The organism is Sedimenticola selenatireducens DSM 17993 (assembly GCF_000428045.1).
In the GTDB taxonomy this organism is placed as follows: Bacteria; Pseudomonadota; Gammaproteobacteria; order Chromatiales; family Chromatiaceae; genus Sedimenticola; species Sedimenticola selenatireducens.
In genome coordinates, this window is the sequence record NZ_ATZE01000030.1 from 1 (window position 1) to 15860 (window position 15860).

Below are 15860 nucleotides of genomic sequence, written 5' to 3' on the forward strand. Positions count from 1 at the left end.
GGCCTCCTACAGATGGATTGTGGGGACGGACGACATGCCCACCCTGCGGTTGAGAAAACCTGTAGGAGCGGCGCCCCCGCCGCGAAGAGGGCGGGTTGGATGGGTGCCGGTTGCCATCGGCCCGGGGGCGGGCCTCCTGCAGATGGATTGTGGGGACGGACGACATGCCCACCCTGCGGACCGATTATTTTTTTGTAGATGAATTGAAAACCATGAACAAAAAACGCTACACCAGCCGACTGGACCTGAAGAACGGTACCGTCGACATGACCCACGGCAGCGGCGGTCGTGCCATGGCCCAGCTGATTGACGAGATTTTTATCGGCAGCCTGGATAACGAGCTGCTCCGACAGGGTAATGACCAGGCCGCCTTCGATGCGCCCAGGGGGCGCATGGTGATGAGCGTGGACGGGCATGTGATCTCGCCGCTGTTCTTTCCCGGCGGTGATATCGGCTCTCTTTCCGTACACGGCACGGTCAACGATGTGGCCATGTCGGGCGCCAAACCGCTCTATCTCTCGGCCGGTTTTATCCTGGAAGAGGGCTTTCCCTTGGCCGATCTGAAACGCATCGTCGAGAGCATGGCGGCGGCCGCCAACCGGGCCGGTGTGCCGGTGGTGACCGGTGACACCAAGGTGGTGGAGAAGGGCAAGGGCGACGGCGTATTCATTACCACCACCGGCATCGGCGTGGTGCCCGAGGGGATCAATATCTCGGGTGACCGGGCTCGACCGGGCGACAAGATTCTGATCTCCGGCAGCATGGGCGATCATGGAGTCGCCATCATGTCGCAGCGTGAAAACCTGACCTTTGAGACCACCATTGAATCGGACTCCCAGTCGCTGCACGACCTGGTGGCCGCGATGGTGGAGGCGGTGCCGGATATCCACTGCCTGCGCGATCCGACCCGCGGCGGCCTGGCCTCCACCCTGAACGAGCTGGCCCAGCAATCCGGCGTCGGCATGCAGTTGCGCGAGGAGGCTATCCCGGTGAAGCCGGAGGTGCATGCCGCCTGTGAACTGCTGGGGCTCGATCCGCTCTATGTGGCCAATGAGGGCAAGCTGATTGCCATCTGCGCCGCTCAGGATGCCGAGCGGCTACTGGCGGTTATGCGCGACCACCCGAAGGGGGTGGAGGCCGCCATTATCGGCGAGGTGATCGAGGATGAGCACAACTTTATCCAGATGGAGACCAGCTTTGGCGGCAGCCGCATCGTCGACTGGCTGGCCGGTGAACAGTTGCCACGAATCTGCTGACAGAGAGTAACCATGAAGATCCTGTTACTGACCCACGCCTTCAACAGCCTCAGCCAGCGGCTGCACATCGAGTTGAAAAAACGCGGCCATGCGGTTTCGGTGGAGTTTGATATCAATGATGCGGTGAGCGAGCAGGCGGTGGCGCTGTTCCAGCCCGAGCTGATCGTGGCGCCGTTTCTCAAGCGCGCTATCCCTGAGTCGATCTGGCGTCATCACACCTGCCTGATCGTGCATCCCGGCATCAAGGGTGACCGCGGTCCGTCGGCCCTGGACTGGGCGATTCTCAATGACGAGCCGGAGTGGGGTGTCACGGTGCTGCAGGCCAACGCCGAGATGGATGCCGGCGATATCTGGGCCACTGTCAACTTCCCCATGCGTGCCGCCAGCAAGGCGAGCCTCTATCGCAACGAGGTGACGGACGCGGCGCTGCAGGGGGTGCTGCTGGCGGTCGAACGCATGGAGCAGGCCAGCTTCCAGCCGGAGCCGCTGGATTACGCGCAGGCCGATGTGAAAGGCACATTGCAGCCGCTGATGCGCCAGTCCGACCGACGCATCGACTGGCAGCAGGACACGACTGAAACCGTGCTGCGCAAGATCCGCAGCGCCGACGGCTTTCCCGGCGTGCTGGACTGGATCTACGGGCAGGAGGTGATGCTCTATGACGCCCATGCCGCCGATGGGCTGTACGGCGAACCGGGCATGCTGCTGGGCCACAGCGAACAGGCGATCTGTCGGGCCACGGTGGATGGCGCGGTCTGGATCGGTCATCTGCGGGACAAGCAGGGAGTCCACCCGTTCAAGCTGCCGGCTATGCGGGTGCTGGGTAAACGACTGGCTGATCTGCCGAAGATAGTCGCTGGCTACAGCGATATCCACTACGAGGAGCAGGGCCGGGTCGGCTATCTGCACTTTCCCTTCTATAACGGCGCCATGAGCACGGATCAGTGCAACCGGCTGCGCGAAGCCTATGTCGCTGCTCGCCGACGTGACACCCGTGTGATCGTGCTGATGGGCGGACCGGACTTCTGGTCCAACGGTATCCATCTCAACACCATCGAGGCGGCCGAGAGTCCGGCCGACGAGTCCTGGGCCAATATCAATGCCATCAATGATCTGGCGCGGGAGATTATCACCACCGAAAGTCATCTGACCGTCTCCGCACTGCAGGGCAATGCCGGAGCCGGCGGCGTGTTCCTGGCCCGTGCCGCCGACCGTGTCTGGGCGCGCCGTGGCGTGGTACTCAATCCCCATTACAAGGACATGGGCAACCTGTTTGGCTCCGAGTACTGGACCTACCTGCTGCCGAAACGGGTCGGTGAAGAGCGTGCCCGACGCATCACCCAGGCGCGCCTGCCGATGGGCGCCGAGGAGGCGGGCGAGCTGGGGCTGTTGGACGGATATTTCGGGCAGGACAACCCGCAGTTTCTGGTCGAGCTGAAACAGCGGGCAAAGGCGCTGGCAGATGATGCGGATTTCGACCAGATACTGCGTGACAAGGTGGCGACCCGCCAGGCTGATGAGCAGGAGAAACCACTGGACGAATACCGCCGTGAGGAGCTGGAACGCATGAACCTCAACTTCTACGGCTTCGATCCCAGCTATCACGTGGCGCGCTACAACTTCGTCTACAAGGTGCCCAAGTCCAGAACCCCGATCACCATTGCCGGACACCGCGACATTTCCAAACGTCCCAGAGATGACTGGAGCCAGGCCTCATGAACAGACAACCCACCCTGCTGATCGTGGATGACGAGGTGCGTGGCCTGGAGGCGCTGGTACGTATCCTGGATGACGATTTTGAGGTCAGGACCGCCACCAATGCACGGGATGCGGAACAGATCCTGGAGCGGGAGTGGATCAATATCGTGCTTTGTGACCAACGCATGCCGGAGACCACCGGGGTGGAGTTTCTCACCAAGGTACGGCAGCAGTGGCCGGATGTGGTGCGCATGATCCTCTCCGGCTATACCGATGCCGAGGATATCATCCAGGGAGTGAATGAGGCGGGCATCTATCAGTACATCACCAAGCCCTGGCACCCCGACAGCCTGCTGCTGACCCTGAAGAATGCCGCCCATCTGTTTGAGCTACAGCGCGAGAACGAGTTGCTGAATATCGAGCTGAAACGCAATCCCGACCTGCTGGAGCAGAAGGTCAGCGACAAGCGCAAACAGCTCAAGCAGCAGCACCACTGTGATGACGGCATTGTGCGTGCCGATGGCAGTCCCATGGATCTGGTCTGCGCCAAGGTTAACCGGGTGTCGCCCTACGATGTCACCGTGCTGCTCTCCGGCGAATCGGGTACCGGTAAGGAGCTGTGCGCCCGTGCCCTGCATTACAACAGCCTGCGCGGCGACAAGCCGTTTGTGGTGGAGAACTGTGCCGCCCTGCCGGACGAGTTGCTGGAGAGCGAGCTGTTCGGTTACAAGCGCGGCGCCTTTACCGGCGCGGTGGAGGATCGGGCCGGCCTGTTCGAGCGGGCCGATGGCGGCACCATTTTTCTGGATGAGATCGGTGAGGTGTCGCCGGCCTTTCAGGTAAAGCTGCTGCGGGTGCTGCAGGAGGGGGAGATCCGTCCCCTGGGTTGTGCCCGCCGCCGCAAGGTGGATGTACGCATCATTGCCGCCACCAATAAAGATCTGGAAGCCGAGGTGCGGGAGAAACGTTTTCGTCAGGATCTCTACTACCGGCTCTCCACCATCGCCATTCATCTGCCGCCGTTGCGAGAGCGCAAGATGGATATTCCGCCGATTGCCCATGCGCTGCTGCAGTCGGCCATGCGCTCCCTCAACAAACAGGTGGAAGGTTTTACTACCGAAGCCCTCGTGTGCATGCAGGCGTATCACTGGCCAGGCAATGTGCGGGAGCTGCAGAACGAGATACAGCACATGCTGGTGATGAGTAATGAGCCAACGCTGGGCGCCGACCTGCTATCACCACGGGTGTTGCGTGCCGCGCCTCGTGAGGATGAGGCGCAACTCGATTTGCTGGCTTCCCTGGATGGGTCGTTGAAGGAGCGTATCGAGTCGATTGAAGCGCGCATCCTGCGTGAATCGCTGATCCGGCACCGCTGGAACAAGAGCCAGGCGGCGCGTGACCTGGGGTTGTCGCGGGTCGGACTGCGCAGCAAGCTGGAGCGTTATGGTCTGGAGCAGACGCCCCGGGCGCATGCCTGTTGTGACGAGGATGTCGAGCGTGAAACCGGCCGCTGATTTTCTCCCAGAGTCCGGCTGTGAGGTAGGGTGGATAAGCCGGCAGGCGCATCCACCATTATTGCGGTGGATGCGCTGTCGCTTATCCACCCTACGCACTGATTGCGCCCTTGTAGGAGCGGCGCCTCGCCGCGATGGTCGTGCAGAGGCCAGAGCCCCGGCCAATCGGCCCGGGGGCGGGCCTCCTACAGGTGGGGCAGGAGCGGCTTCAGCTGCGAAATTCGCGAAGGGGGCGGGATGGTGACCGATTCGGGCATCAAGGGTGCCGGCAGCCTGATCTCCCGGCTGGGATCGGATGAACAGATGTCGACCTCGAGCAGCGAAGAGGCATGGATCGAGGTAATCCAGAAAATGGATCTGGTCTACGCCGATCTGGTGCGCTACCAGGTGGAGCTGGAAGAGAAGAACAGCGCGCTGGAAGAGGCGCAGCGGTTTATCGAAAGCGTGCAGGCGGCAATGACCGATGTGCTGATCGTCTGCGATATTCAGGGCCGTATCCAGCAAGCCAATACCGCGCTTGAACGGATTACCGGACGCAGTGAAAAAGAGCTGTTGAACCACTCTTTCAAGGCGCTGTTCGTTGAATCGTCGCAATATCTGGTGGACGGTTTTGCCGACAAGATCCGTTCCGAGACGGTGTATGACTGCGAGGTCAACCTGATCAGCGCCGATGGTACACCGACCCCGTTGGCGATGAACTGCAGCTCCCGTTATGACCACAACGGTCGTCTGGTGGGCATGGTACTGATCGGCCGCCCGGTGGGCGAGTTGCGCCGTGCCTATGAAGAGTTGCACGCGACTCATAAGGAGTTGAAGCAGGCTCAGGAACAGCTGGTCCACTCGGAGAAAATGGCCTCCCTGGGGCGCCTGGTGGCGGGCGTGGCGCATGAACTGAACAATCCGATCAGTTTCGTGTTCGGCAACATGCATGCCTTGAAGCGTTACGGTGAGCGCATCACCCGCTATCTGGATGTGATCCATAAAGATGCCGAAGGAGAAGAGCGGGAGGCGCTGCGGAAACAGCTGAAGATCGACCATATCCTGTCGGACATTGGTTCGCTGATCGACGGCACCCTGGAGGGCGCCGAGCGGGTGAGCGATATTGTGATGGATCTGCGGCGCTTTTCCGGCAATCAGCAAGAGGATATCCAGCCGTTCCTGCTGGCGCCGGTGGTGACCACGGCCGTCGACTGGGTGGTCAAGGCAGCCCGCAGGAAGCCGGATGTCAGCGTGGAGATTCCCGGCGATCTCCAGGCCGTCGGCATCAAGGGACTGGTGCACCAGATCCTGGTCAATCTGGTGCAGAATGCCATTGATGTAATGGAGCAGATGGAAGAGCCCCGACTGGCGATTCGCGGCTGGCAGGACTGGGACCGGGTCAGGATAGAAGTGCGGGATTTCGGGCCAGGCATTCCCAAGGCGGACCTGATGCGGGTGTTCGATCCCTTCTTTACCACCAAGGATGTGGGTAAGGGCACCGGGCTGGGGCTCTACATCAGCTATGGCCTGGCCAATGATCAGGGTGGCTCGCTGGTCGCCTCCAATCATCCGGAAGGAGGGGCCATGTTCACCCTGACCCTGAAGGCGACCGGTTGAATTGGATGAGCTGTAGGAGCGGCGCCCCCGCCGCGAAGAGATCGGGCCGGCGGCGGTGCCGCGACCGATCGGCCCGGGGGCGGGTCTCCTGCAGGGTGACCGAAATCAACTGACGGTGCAGGTATTTTGAAAACGCACACCTTCACACAAAGGAGCAACCGATGAACAGCCAATCCGGTTTCAACGTGCTCTGGCTGCAGTCCGGCGGTTGTGGCGGCTGCAGCCTGTCACTGCTGAATGCCGAGTCACCGAATCTAGTGCATACCCTGGAAGGTGCCGGCATCAATCTGTTGTGGCATCCCATGCTGAGCGAAGAGTCAGGCTCCGAGATGGTGCGGATTCTGCAGGCGGTTATCGCCGGTGAGATCAAACTCGATGCGCTCTGCATAGAGGGGGCGATCCTGCGAGGTCCGAAGGATAGCGGCCGTTTTCATATTCTGGCCGGCACCGGTCGCCCCATGCTCGACTGGGTGCGCGATCTCGCTGCTGTTGCCGGCTATACCCTGGGGATCGGTACCGGGGCGAGCTTTGGCGGCATCACTGCCGGCGGTGACAATCCCACCGACGCCTGTGGTCTGCAGTTTGCCGAAACCGAGCGGGGCGGCGTTCTGGGTGAAGCGTACCGTTCAGCATACGATATGCCGGTAATCAATGTGGCCGGCTGTCCGACCCATCCCAATTGGATCACCGAGACCCTGATGCAACTGACCCTGGGAGATTTTTCCGAAAGCGATCTGGATGAGTGGCAACGCCCCAGGGGCTATGCCGATCATCTGGTGCATCATGGCTGTCCGCGCAATGAGTATTATGAATTCAAGGCGAGTGCCGAGGAGCACTCCCAACTCGGCTGCATGATGGAACACATGGGCTGTCTCGGTACCCAGGCCCATGCCGACTGCAACACCCGGCTGTGGAATGGCGAGGGCTCCTGTCTGCGCGGTGGTTACGCCTGTATCAACTGCACCGCACCCGGCTTCCAGGAGCCGGGCCACCGTTTTCAGGAGACACCGAAAATCGCCGGTATTCCGATAGGTCTGCCGACGGATATGCCCAAGGCCTGGTTTGTGGCGCTGGCCTCACTCTCCAAGGCGGCGACACCGAAGCGGTTGAGACAGAATGCCGTGTCGGACCATATTGTTGTCCCTCCCCATAGCAAAAAGAAGTGATAGCATGAGTCGAACCATTGTTGGGCCTTTTAACCGGGTCGAGGGTGATCTGGAAGTGCAGATCGAAACTGCCGGGGGCGTCGTCAGCAACGCCTGGGTGGTCTCCCCCATGTATCGCGGTTTTGAACAGATTCTGCACGGCAAGGACCCGCGCGATGCGCTGATCTACACGCCGCGTATCTGCGGTATCTGCTCGGTCTCCCAATCCATTGCCGCCGCCGATGCCCTGGCCCATGCCGGCGGGATCATGCGTCCGAAGAATGGTGAACTGGCGCTCAACCTGATTCACGCCTGCGAAAACCTGGCCGATCATTTCACTCACTTCTATCTTTTCTTCATGCCGGACTTCGCCCGTGAGATCTATTGCGGTGAACCCTGGTTCGATGCGGTGGCGGAGCGCTTTAAGGCGGTGAAGGGCAGGGCGGCGGCTGATGTGATGCAGGCGCGCGCCGAGTTCATGCACCTGATGGGCATCATGGCCGGCAAGTGGCCTCACACCCTGGGCATCCAGCCTGGTGGAAGCACCCGCGGCATTGAGGCGACGGAGAAGGTAAGGCTGTTATCCATCCTGAGCGGGTTCCGGCGTTTTCTGGAACAGCGCCTGTTCGGCGCGCCGCTGGAGCAGATGCTGGAGATTGACAATCAACGGCAACTGGATGATTGGCTGACGGCGGGCGATCCGGCTGAGAGTGATTTCCGTCGCCTGCTGCAGCTGTCCCGGGATCTTCAGTTGGATCAGCTGGGCAAGACCGACAACCGTTTCATGAGCTACGGCGTCTATTCACTGGAAGGCGAACGCACATTCCGCTCCGGTGTCTGGTATCAGGGCAAGCGAAGCAAGCTTAATTCGGATTGTATTACCGAGGATATCAGTCACAGCTGGATGGAGGGACAGGCCGAACCCCAACACCCCTATCACGGCGTCACCCTGCCCGACGCTGATGCCGATTCCGGTTACACCTGGTGCAAGGCACCGCGCCTGGATGGCCAGGTAGTCGAGGTCGGCGCACTGGCCCGCCAACTGATTGATGGTCAACCCCTGATCAATGATCTGGTTACGACCGGTGGCAGCAATGTACGCAACCGCATGATCGCACGGCTGCTGGAGATCCCCCGGGTGCTGATCGAGATGGAGCAGTGGGTACGACAGTTGAAACCGAAGGATCACTTTTGTGTAGGCAGTGAATTGAAGCGCGAGTCGGAAGGTTTCGGGCTAACCGAGGCGGCCCGCGGTAGCCTGGGTCACTGGGTGCGGATCAAAAACGGCCGTATCCTCAACTACCAGATCATCGCCCCGACTACCTGGAACTTCTCACCGAGAGATCAAAATGGCATTGGCGGCCCACTGGAGCAGGCGCTGATCGGCGCGCCGGTGCGTGAGGGTGAAAAGGAGCCGGTAGCGGTGCAGCACATCGTGCGGTCGTTCGATCCCTGTATGGTCTGTACCGTGCATTAACCAGCGCAAGTCATTGATAATAAATAGTTAAATGTTGTCTAATGTACTGTGCGATTTTGGGGAAGAGTTAGTCGCTAAACCCGTACCAGTCTGGCGTATCGGGCATTAAATTCCTTGTTGTCAATTGATCTGAATAACGTCCGGTATGCAGTCCATTTTAAGTCTAGTGGTTTATAAGTACACACTATTTGCATTGTAAAACTATGCAATAATATATAAAAATAAACTCGCGCGTGGTTTTGATAGTGCGTATAATGCATAGTATGGCTATGCTAAGTGGATGTATAGTAAACTAATGGGCGGCTTCAGCTCTAGGGCCAGGCTAGAGGACCTGCTTCTTGACGGGCTGGTCGTTGACCGTGCCTGGCTGGCGGACCGGGGCTTTGATCGTCCCCTGGTGGATTATTACCTTCGTTCCGGTGCCCTGGTGCCGGTAGCCCGCGGGGCCTACCGTCGACCCGGCCCGCCGCTTAAATGGGAGCATGTGGTCTATTCCATACAGGAGTCAGGCTATCGGGCCCATGTGGGTGGGCGCTCCGCGTTGGAGCTTCAGGGTTTTGCTCATTACCTCTCGATGCAGGGGGTGCAACAGATTCACCTGTATAGCGCTGAGAGGCTCCCCGGTTGGATTGAGAAGCTCGAGGCCCCCTATCAGTTCACTCTGCACAGCTCCCGATTGTTTGATCGGTTGTTGCCGGAGTACCTGACCACTAAGCCCTTTGGTCATTGGGACTGGCCGCTCAGTTATGCAACCCCCGAATTTGCCCTGCTGGAACTGGCCGCCGAGGTAAAGCGTTCCTCCGATTTTGAGGTGATGGACAAGCTGTTTGAATCGGCCACCGCACTGCGCCCCCAATTGTTGATGAAACTGCTGACTACTTGCCGCCAGATCAAGGCCAAGCGCCTGTTTCTCTGGTTTGCCGAACGGCACGGCTTTGCCTGGTTTGACCGCCTGGAGGTGGATCTCATCAACCTAGGCAGTGGGAAACGGGTTATCGAGAAGGGTGGTGCTTTAAATAACAAGTATCAGATCACGGTACCCAGACATATGGTAAGCGAGGTGGCAGATGGACCCGGGCAATCCTTTTTATAGGCAGGTGAGCCTGCTGGTTCAGCTCTTGCCCATCGTCGGGCGGCAGGAGTGTTTCGCATTGAAAGGCGGTACCGCCATTAATCTCTTTGTGCGGGACCTGCCACGTCTGTCGGTGGATATTGACCTTGCCTATCTGCCAACCGCGGATCGATATCAGGCGCTAATGGAGATCGATACGGCCTTACAGGCCATAGCCAATGAGGTGAGGCAGCGTCTGTCTGGCTGCCAGGTAACCGCACAGCCCAATCGCGCGACCGGAACCCTACTCAAGCTGAATGTTGCTCTCCCCGATGCCCAGGTGAAGATTGAGGTGACACCGGTTCTGCGCGGGGCAGTCTATGAACCGGAGGTGTGTTTGGTACGGCCTGTTGTCGAGAAACAGTTCGGGTTTGCCGAGGTTCAACTGGTCAGCTTTAACGATCTCTATGCCGGTAAGCTCTGTGCGACATTGGATCGCCAGCATCCACGTGATCTGTATGACACGCGGCTGCTACTGGAGAACGAGGGGCTCAGTCGCGACCTTATGCGAGCCTTTCTCGTCTATCTAATAGGTCATAATCGACCCATGGCAGAGCTGTTGGCTCCCAGGCCCAAGCCACTGGCGGAAAGCTATGCTGCCGAGTTTAGTGGCATGGCATTTGACGAGGTCGACGTTGAGACGCTTGATGCGACGCTGCCCCGATTGGTAGAAGCGCTGCACGCCAATCTTACTGATGATGATCGAGCGTTTCTGCTCTCCTTTAAGGCGGGTAAGCCCAATTGGGCGCATTTGGGCATACCGCATATCGAGCAGCTCCCCTCGGTGCGGTGGAAATTGTTGAATCTTGCCAAGATGGCGAGGGACAAGAGAATTAAGGCCGTAGGCAATCTAGAGGCCGTATTAAAGTGATGTACGCGCGGTCAAGTATCCGACGGTGGCATGTCCCCGTGGATTCAGTTGGCAGCGCAGGTCGAATAGTCATGGTTCAAAGTCTGGTATGCCGTTGGACCTGAACAAGAGCATGCAATCAGTATTCAGCGAGTTTTAGATGTCGGTATATCCAAGCGGACGGTTTGAAGCTGAGCTGCGCTCGATTGAGCAGCGACTTGTTGAACTTAGCAAGGAGAAGTCCGACCTGCTGGATCGTAAAGCCGTTTTGCAACAGAGGCTGGCTCTCGGGGCTAACCAGGCTGGTACGCCACTTACGACAAAAGAGAAAATGAGTCTGTTTCGGGAACTCTTCCAGGGGCGTAGTGACATATTTGCTCTTCGCTGGGAGAACAAAGCCGGGCGAAGTGGATATACCGTGGCCTGCCACAACGAGTGGCAGGCCGGCCTGTGCCGTAAGCCCAAGATTAAATGTGGAGAGTGTCCCCATCGGTCGTTCAAGGCGCTGGACGCCAAGGCGATCTACGATCATCTGGTTGGAAAGCAAACCGTAGGTCTCTATTCGCTACTTCAGGACAGCAGCTGCCACCTATTGGCGGCAGATTTCGACAAGGCCGATTGGCAGTCAGCCGCAAAGGCCTATGCGCAGGCCTGTGTAAGCCTGCAAATCCCCTATGCGATTGAGCGTTCTCGCTCCGGAAACGGGGCCCATGTTTGGATCTTCTTTTCGGAGCCGGTGCCGGCGAAGGAGGCCAGGCGCCTCGGATTTCTACTGCTGGATCGCGCAATGGAGATCCATCCGGGACTCTCTTTTGAATCCTATGATCGCCTGTTCCCCAATCAGGACAGGATTCCGGAGGGTGGATTTGGCAACCTGATAGCGCTGCCTCTTCAACATAGTCCGCGGCAGAGTGGTAATAGCGTCTTTGTTGATATGGATCTGGTTCCCTATCAAGATCAGTGGGGGTTCCTCCAGCAAATCGGTTTGGTGATGCCCAATGCACTAACGGAACTGCTGAAGGTCGCGCAGGATCGTGCTGGTGAGGCGACCTTTGCGCTAAAGCCTTGGGAAGAGGGTCTCCCAGTGAAACCGAAGAAGCTGGAGAATTGCCCCGCTTCTTTGACCGTGGTGTTGGCCAACCAACTCTACGTGCCCATCGACAAGTTGCCTCCGACGTTGATCGCGCGACTGAAGCGATTGGCCAGCTTCTCCAATCCGGTCTTTTTCAAGACTCAGGCGCTGAGGTTTTCCACGCAGGGGATACCCAGATTTATCAGTTGCGCCCGAATCGAGCAGGATTATCTGTCCATTCCAAGAGGTTGCCTGGATGGTGCCAGTGCGTTGCTGAAGGAGCAGGGGGTGGAGCTACAAATAGACGATAAGCGTAATCCGGGGATACCCCTGAAGAAGTTTCGGTTTCAGGGGGAGCTTCGAAAAGAACAGCGTAAGGCGGTGGCCGCCATGACAAGGCATGACGTGGGCGTACTTCATGCCCCAACGGCCTTTGGTAAGACGGTCACTGCCATCGGGATTATCGCCAAACGCAAGACCAATACCCTGATCTTGACCCATAGCCGCCAACTGCTGGACCAGTGGCGCGAGCGTCTCGGGGCATTCGCGGAAGGAGCCAAGATCGGTGTGATTGGTGGAGGAAGGAAAAAACCGTCCGGCGAAATCGATGTGGCAACCTATCAAAGTCTGATTGATCGCAAGGACAACACGGTCCGTGAGTGGGTGCATGATTACGGCCAGATTATTGTCGACGAGTGCCATCATGTTTCCGCGCCTCGGTTTGAGATGGTGCTCAATGCCATACATGCCAAATACGTACTGGGACTGACCGCAACACCTGAGCGCCAAGACGGTCATCAGCCAATTATTTTCATGGCGGCAGGACCGGTTCGTCACAAAGTCAGAGATGACCGACAGGTACAATTCGAACAGCAGCTCATAGTGCGTTGGCGGGATCATCTGCCACCTCATGAACTGGTCATGGATAATGGCCGACCACATATTGCCGATGTATATCGCTGGTTGTCGGAGGATGAAGTGCGTAATCAAACGATTATTGATGACGTTTCCAAGGCGGTAGAAGCGGGACGGAATCCGCTGGTGCTGACTGAACGCCGGGAGCATGCCAAACGGTTAAGCGAGCGCATAGCAGGGTTAGGGTACCGTGTCGCAACCCTGCGGGGCGCCATGAGTGCCAAGGAGCGTAGCGCCGTGCTGGATAGCCTGGATGAGGTTCAAGTATTGATTGCGACTGGAAAGTATATCGGTGAGGGGTTTGATTTGCCGAGGCTGGACACGCTCTTTCTGGCGCTGCCGATCTCCTGGAAAGGTTCTCTGGCGCAGTATGTCGGTCGGATTCACCGCAATGCCGAAGGCAAAGAGCGGGTATTGGTATATGATTATGTGGAGTCAGGTTTGCCGACGTTGAAACGTATGTTTCAGCGGCGTGAGAAGGGATATAAGGCGCTGGGCTATGTGGAGGTTTCCGGTTGATAGTGGGCCTCGTGAGCAGGTCATCTCATCCAGTATTACCGACTAAGTTATTGCTTCAGGATGAGCCAGTTCTTCCCAAAATGGTTCTGTAAGATGTTGATTTAAAGAGCCCGTAAACACCAATAATGGGCGGGCGTTAGAGTGGTGTTTGGCGAGCTATGTGACTGTATAAAAAGGCCAGTGAGCGATTTCGGAATTTCTGCATGGTCTGTACCGTGCATTGACGCTAACCCACTAGCTTTAGAGTCCCCGAAAGGGGATCTGTAAGCCCCTGGCCGTTAGGCGACGGATGGCGGGATATGCGAGTTCCGGGATAATGGATGCCTTACGAAATCTTGAACGAAGGGCCCCTTCTCCCTCAGGGAGAAGGACAGGATGAGGGGATTTGAATAATCAAAGCGTTAACTCACCTTTAGCGCCCCATGACCCCAGTCCTGAGCCATATGTAGCCAACCGACCAGCTTTAACCGGTGGTTGCTGGGTACATTCCCTAAAATACTAGTCACAATGGCATTATATCGCCTATTTTGCGTAGTGTGATTGGCATGACAGAGCATGAGGCAGGTGTACTTGAGCGCCTCGGTGAGGGGCCAAGGTCCCAGCGCAAGCGTCGGGGAGACAGCCAGCTGGATGCGGCCGCCCGGCGTGGCGTCAGCCGGGAAACCTTTCGCCAAATGGAGCGGGGCAATCCAGGGACAGGTGTGGGCTGCTGGGTTCGGGCCATCCGCCTGTACGGAGACCTGGTGCAACTCGAAGCACTCTTTAGCGGCTCACTTTTTTTACCAGTTGCCGGGGGATAGCGCATGATACATCTCCGGGTCTGGCTGCGCCCTCCGGTGGGCGAACCCATTCTGGCAGGGGAGATCGTGGTGGCTGATCCCGATACGGCCAACAATCGGGAGCACGTTCTGCATTTCGGTACTGTGGGCAATACACCAACGCTGAATTCACTTGATGTTCTTGGCCGTCAGTTTGGCATTGCAGCGGGTGCGGTGAAAAATATCATGAACGAGGTGAGGGAGGCCATAGAGCAGTTTCCACCCATCGGCGATGAATACGGCATCCCGGCTAAAGAGATAGATATCCTGATAGCGAGAATGAGGCTGCCGGGTCCTGGATAAACCTGGCTGGATGCTGGTTATAACTTTTACTGTAACAACCTGATCAATTCATGCGCACGTGAGGTAGCTCACCGGCATCCTACCTCTCCGGCCACTCCTTTATCAGCGATTTTCCATGGGCACATCGGTATCTGGTAGGGCGGATAAGCCGGCAGGCGCATCCACCAAACCTGCTGGTATTTACGCTACGCCATGGGTATGCTAGACGGACATAAATCAAGACATTGTTAAATGGTAAAAATATCTAACAAATTGATATTAAACAAATAAAATAAACTTTACGGGTGGACATTTTTAAGGACTTTTTGCGTGGCTTGGGATAATCAAATCCAGCTAAGGATCGAAACCGACCGGTTTGGTCCCTTCACCTTTCAGCTCGGCGTGGACATGCCTTGCCTGGAAAGTCTGCTGATGCGCGTCGACGATGCCCACAAGCGCTTTAAAACCTCGCCTTTATCCCAGGTAGCAAGCCGCCTGGAGAAGGAGGTGGTGGTCAGCAGCATCTATGACACCAACTCTATTGAAGGTGGCACCCTTTCTGTCGAGGAGACGGAGCAGGCCCTGGATCTCTCACCGGTCCAGGTGAAGGATATAGAACAACGCCGTGCCATCAATCTTAAAAATGCTTATGAACTGGCTCAACGAGTGGCCGCGCACCCCGGCTGGCGGCTCGATACAGCGTTTATCAAACAGATCCATATCGCCGTTACCGATCAGCTCCCCCACGAATACAACCGGCCGGGGCTGCTCAGAGATAATCCCAAGGGGATAACTACACGGGTGGGCAGCCAGGAACACGGCGGGACATACAAGCCGCCACAGGATGGAAAAGATGTGGCGCGGCTGCTCAATGGTCTGATTGAATGGCACCAGCAATTGGTGAAGCACGGGGTCCCCGTACTGGTCCGCGCACCGCTGGTGCATCTCTATTACGAACTGATACACCCCTTCTGGGACGGGAATGGCCGTGTAGGCCGGGTGCTGGAAGCGACCTTGCTTCAGGCGGAGGGGTACAAATATGCCCCCTTTGCCCAGGCCCGCTACTACCTGGAGTATATCCACGCCTACTTCACTCTGTTCAACACGACCCGCAAAAAGGCGGAGAAAAACAGCGAGGTACCGAATACCGATTTTGTCGCCTTTTTCCTGGAAGGGATGCTGGCCAGCATCAATGCACTGCATGATCGGGTTAACGTCCTGATCGCCCAGATCCTGTTTGAAAACGAAGTGAAACGCCTGCATGACGAAAAAGCGATCAACGCCAGACAATATGCCATCGTTAGCCAGACAATGGCGACGGGTAAGCCGGTATCGCTGTCGGACCTGAGGAAAGCGCCCTGGTATCAAGCGCTTTACATCAAACTGACAGATAAAACCAGGCAGCGTGATTTAAAAGGATTGCGGGAGTTAGGTATCGTGAGGCAGGATGATACGAATAGTCTTTGGGTTGGATATGTGAATACGGCCACGGCCAGTGATGAATAGTTGGCAACTATCAATAACGAAATGGCTAAGACTAAGCCTTCAGGAATCAGTTGACAATGTCCCGTTACACCACAGGGAATTGCGGTATAAATGATGAGTGT

12 protein-coding genes are annotated in these 15860 nt (G+C 57.5%); all 12 read left to right on the forward strand.

Features of this window, described 5'->3' with window-relative positions:
• Positions 1 to 212 precede the first annotated feature (212 nt).
• The 12 genes from hypE to A3GO_RS0117605 all read left to right on the forward strand — a co-directional run bounded on the left by hypE (position 213) and on the right by A3GO_RS0117605 (position 15759).
• Positions 213 to 1256, forward strand: coding sequence for a hydrogenase expression/formation protein HypE (gene hypE / locus A3GO_RS0117550; RefSeq protein WP_029134512.1), 1044 nt, complete (start codon positions 213 to 215; stop codon positions 1254 to 1256).
• A gap of 12 nt (positions 1257 to 1268) precedes the next feature.
• A complete protein-coding gene (locus A3GO_RS24390) occupies positions 1269 to 2975 on the forward strand; it encodes a hydrogenase maturation protein (protein WP_037375876.1) in 1707 nt (568 codons plus the stop codon).
• Positions 2972 to 4468, forward strand: coding sequence for a sigma-54-dependent transcriptional regulator (locus A3GO_RS24395; protein ID WP_051302569.1), 1497 nt, complete (start codon positions 2972 to 2974; stop codon positions 4466 to 4468). The genes A3GO_RS24390 and A3GO_RS24395 overlap by 4 nt, the downstream gene beginning before the upstream one ends.
• A 237-nt stretch (positions 4469 to 4705) precedes the next feature.
• A complete protein-coding gene (locus tag A3GO_RS0117565; protein ID WP_084610210.1) occupies positions 4706 to 6064 on the forward strand; it encodes a PAS domain-containing sensor histidine kinase in 1359 nt (452 codons plus the stop codon).
• 161 nt (positions 6065 to 6225) lie between these two features.
• Complete coding sequence (locus A3GO_RS0117570; RefSeq protein ID WP_029134514.1) at positions 6226 to 7230, forward strand: NADH-quinone oxidoreductase subunit B family protein; 1005 nt, start codon at positions 6226 to 6228, stop codon at positions 7228 to 7230.
• 4 nt (positions 7231 to 7234) lie between these two features.
• On the forward strand, positions 7235 to 8686 hold the full coding sequence (locus A3GO_RS0117575; protein WP_029134515.1) for a nickel-dependent hydrogenase large subunit: 1452 nt from the start codon (positions 7235 to 7237) through the stop codon (positions 8684 to 8686).
• A 280-nt stretch (positions 8687 to 8966) separates the two neighbouring features.
• A complete protein-coding gene (locus A3GO_RS24400) occupies positions 8967 to 9779 on the forward strand; it encodes a type IV toxin-antitoxin system AbiEi family antitoxin domain-containing protein (RefSeq protein ID WP_037375877.1) in 813 nt (270 codons plus the stop codon).
• Positions 9754 to 10668, forward strand: a complete 915-nt coding sequence (locus A3GO_RS0117585) for a nucleotidyl transferase AbiEii/AbiGii toxin family protein (protein WP_029134516.1) — start codon at positions 9754 to 9756, stop codon at positions 10666 to 10668. Before A3GO_RS24400 ends, A3GO_RS0117585 begins: the two co-directional genes overlap by 26 nt.
• A gap of 139 nt (positions 10669 to 10807) precedes the next feature.
• The gene (locus A3GO_RS0117590; RefSeq protein ID WP_029134517.1) at positions 10808 to 13153 is read left to right on the forward strand and encodes a TOTE conflict system archaeo-eukaryotic primase domain-containing protein; all 2346 of its coding nucleotides are present in this window, start codon (positions 10808 to 10810) and stop codon (positions 13151 to 13153) included.
• Between the two features lie 545 nt (positions 13154 to 13698).
• Positions 13699 to 13953, forward strand: a complete 255-nt coding sequence (locus A3GO_RS26235; RefSeq protein WP_157606858.1) for a hypothetical protein — start codon at positions 13699 to 13701, stop codon at positions 13951 to 13953.
• Between the two features lie 3 nt (positions 13954 to 13956).
• Entirely contained in the window at positions 13957 to 14274 is a 318-nt protein-coding gene (locus A3GO_RS0117600) for a hypothetical protein (RefSeq protein WP_029134519.1), read from the forward strand.
• Between the two features lie 309 nt (positions 14275 to 14583).
• Positions 14584 to 15759: a Fic family protein gene (locus A3GO_RS0117605; RefSeq protein WP_029134520.1), complete on the forward strand. Its 1176-nt coding sequence runs from the start codon at positions 14584 to 14586 to the stop codon at positions 15757 to 15759.
• Positions 15760 to 15860 lie beyond the last annotated feature (101 nt).

What these genes read in the sequence shown, in the direction of transcription:
- A3GO_RS0117585 (WP_029134516.1), top strand. Translation starts at nt 9,754, where the DNA reads ATGGACCCGGGCAATCCTTTTTATAGGCAGGTGAGCCTGCTGGTTCAG.
- A3GO_RS24395 (WP_051302569.1), top strand. Translation starts at nt 2,972, where the DNA reads ATGAACAGACAACCCACCCTGCTGATCGTGGATGACGAGGTGCGTGGC.
- A3GO_RS24390 (WP_037375876.1), top strand. Translation starts at nt 1,269, where the DNA reads ATGAAGATCCTGTTACTGACCCACGCCTTCAACAGCCTCAGCCAGCGG.
- A3GO_RS26235 (WP_157606858.1), top strand. Translation starts at nt 13,699, where the DNA reads ATGACAGAGCATGAGGCAGGTGTACTTGAGCGCCTCGGTGAGGGGCCA.
- A3GO_RS0117575 (WP_029134515.1), top strand. Translation starts at nt 7,235, where the DNA reads ATGAGTCGAACCATTGTTGGGCCTTTTAACCGGGTCGAGGGTGATCTG.
- A3GO_RS24400 (WP_037375877.1), top strand. Translation starts at nt 8,967, where the DNA reads ATGTATAGTAAACTAATGGGCGGCTTCAGCTCTAGGGCCAGGCTAGAG.
- hypE (WP_029134512.1), top strand. Translation starts at nt 213, where the DNA reads ATGAACAAAAAACGCTACACCAGCCGACTGGACCTGAAGAACGGTACC.
- A3GO_RS0117590 (WP_029134517.1), top strand. Translation starts at nt 10,808, where the DNA reads ATGTCGGTATATCCAAGCGGACGGTTTGAAGCTGAGCTGCGCTCGATT.
- A3GO_RS0117600 (WP_029134519.1), top strand. Translation starts at nt 13,957, where the DNA reads ATGATACATCTCCGGGTCTGGCTGCGCCCTCCGGTGGGCGAACCCATT.
- A3GO_RS0117565 (WP_084610210.1), top strand. Translation starts at nt 4,706, where the DNA reads ATGGTGACCGATTCGGGCATCAAGGGTGCCGGCAGCCTGATCTCCCGG.
- A3GO_RS0117570 (WP_029134514.1), top strand. Translation starts at nt 6,226, where the DNA reads ATGAACAGCCAATCCGGTTTCAACGTGCTCTGGCTGCAGTCCGGCGGT.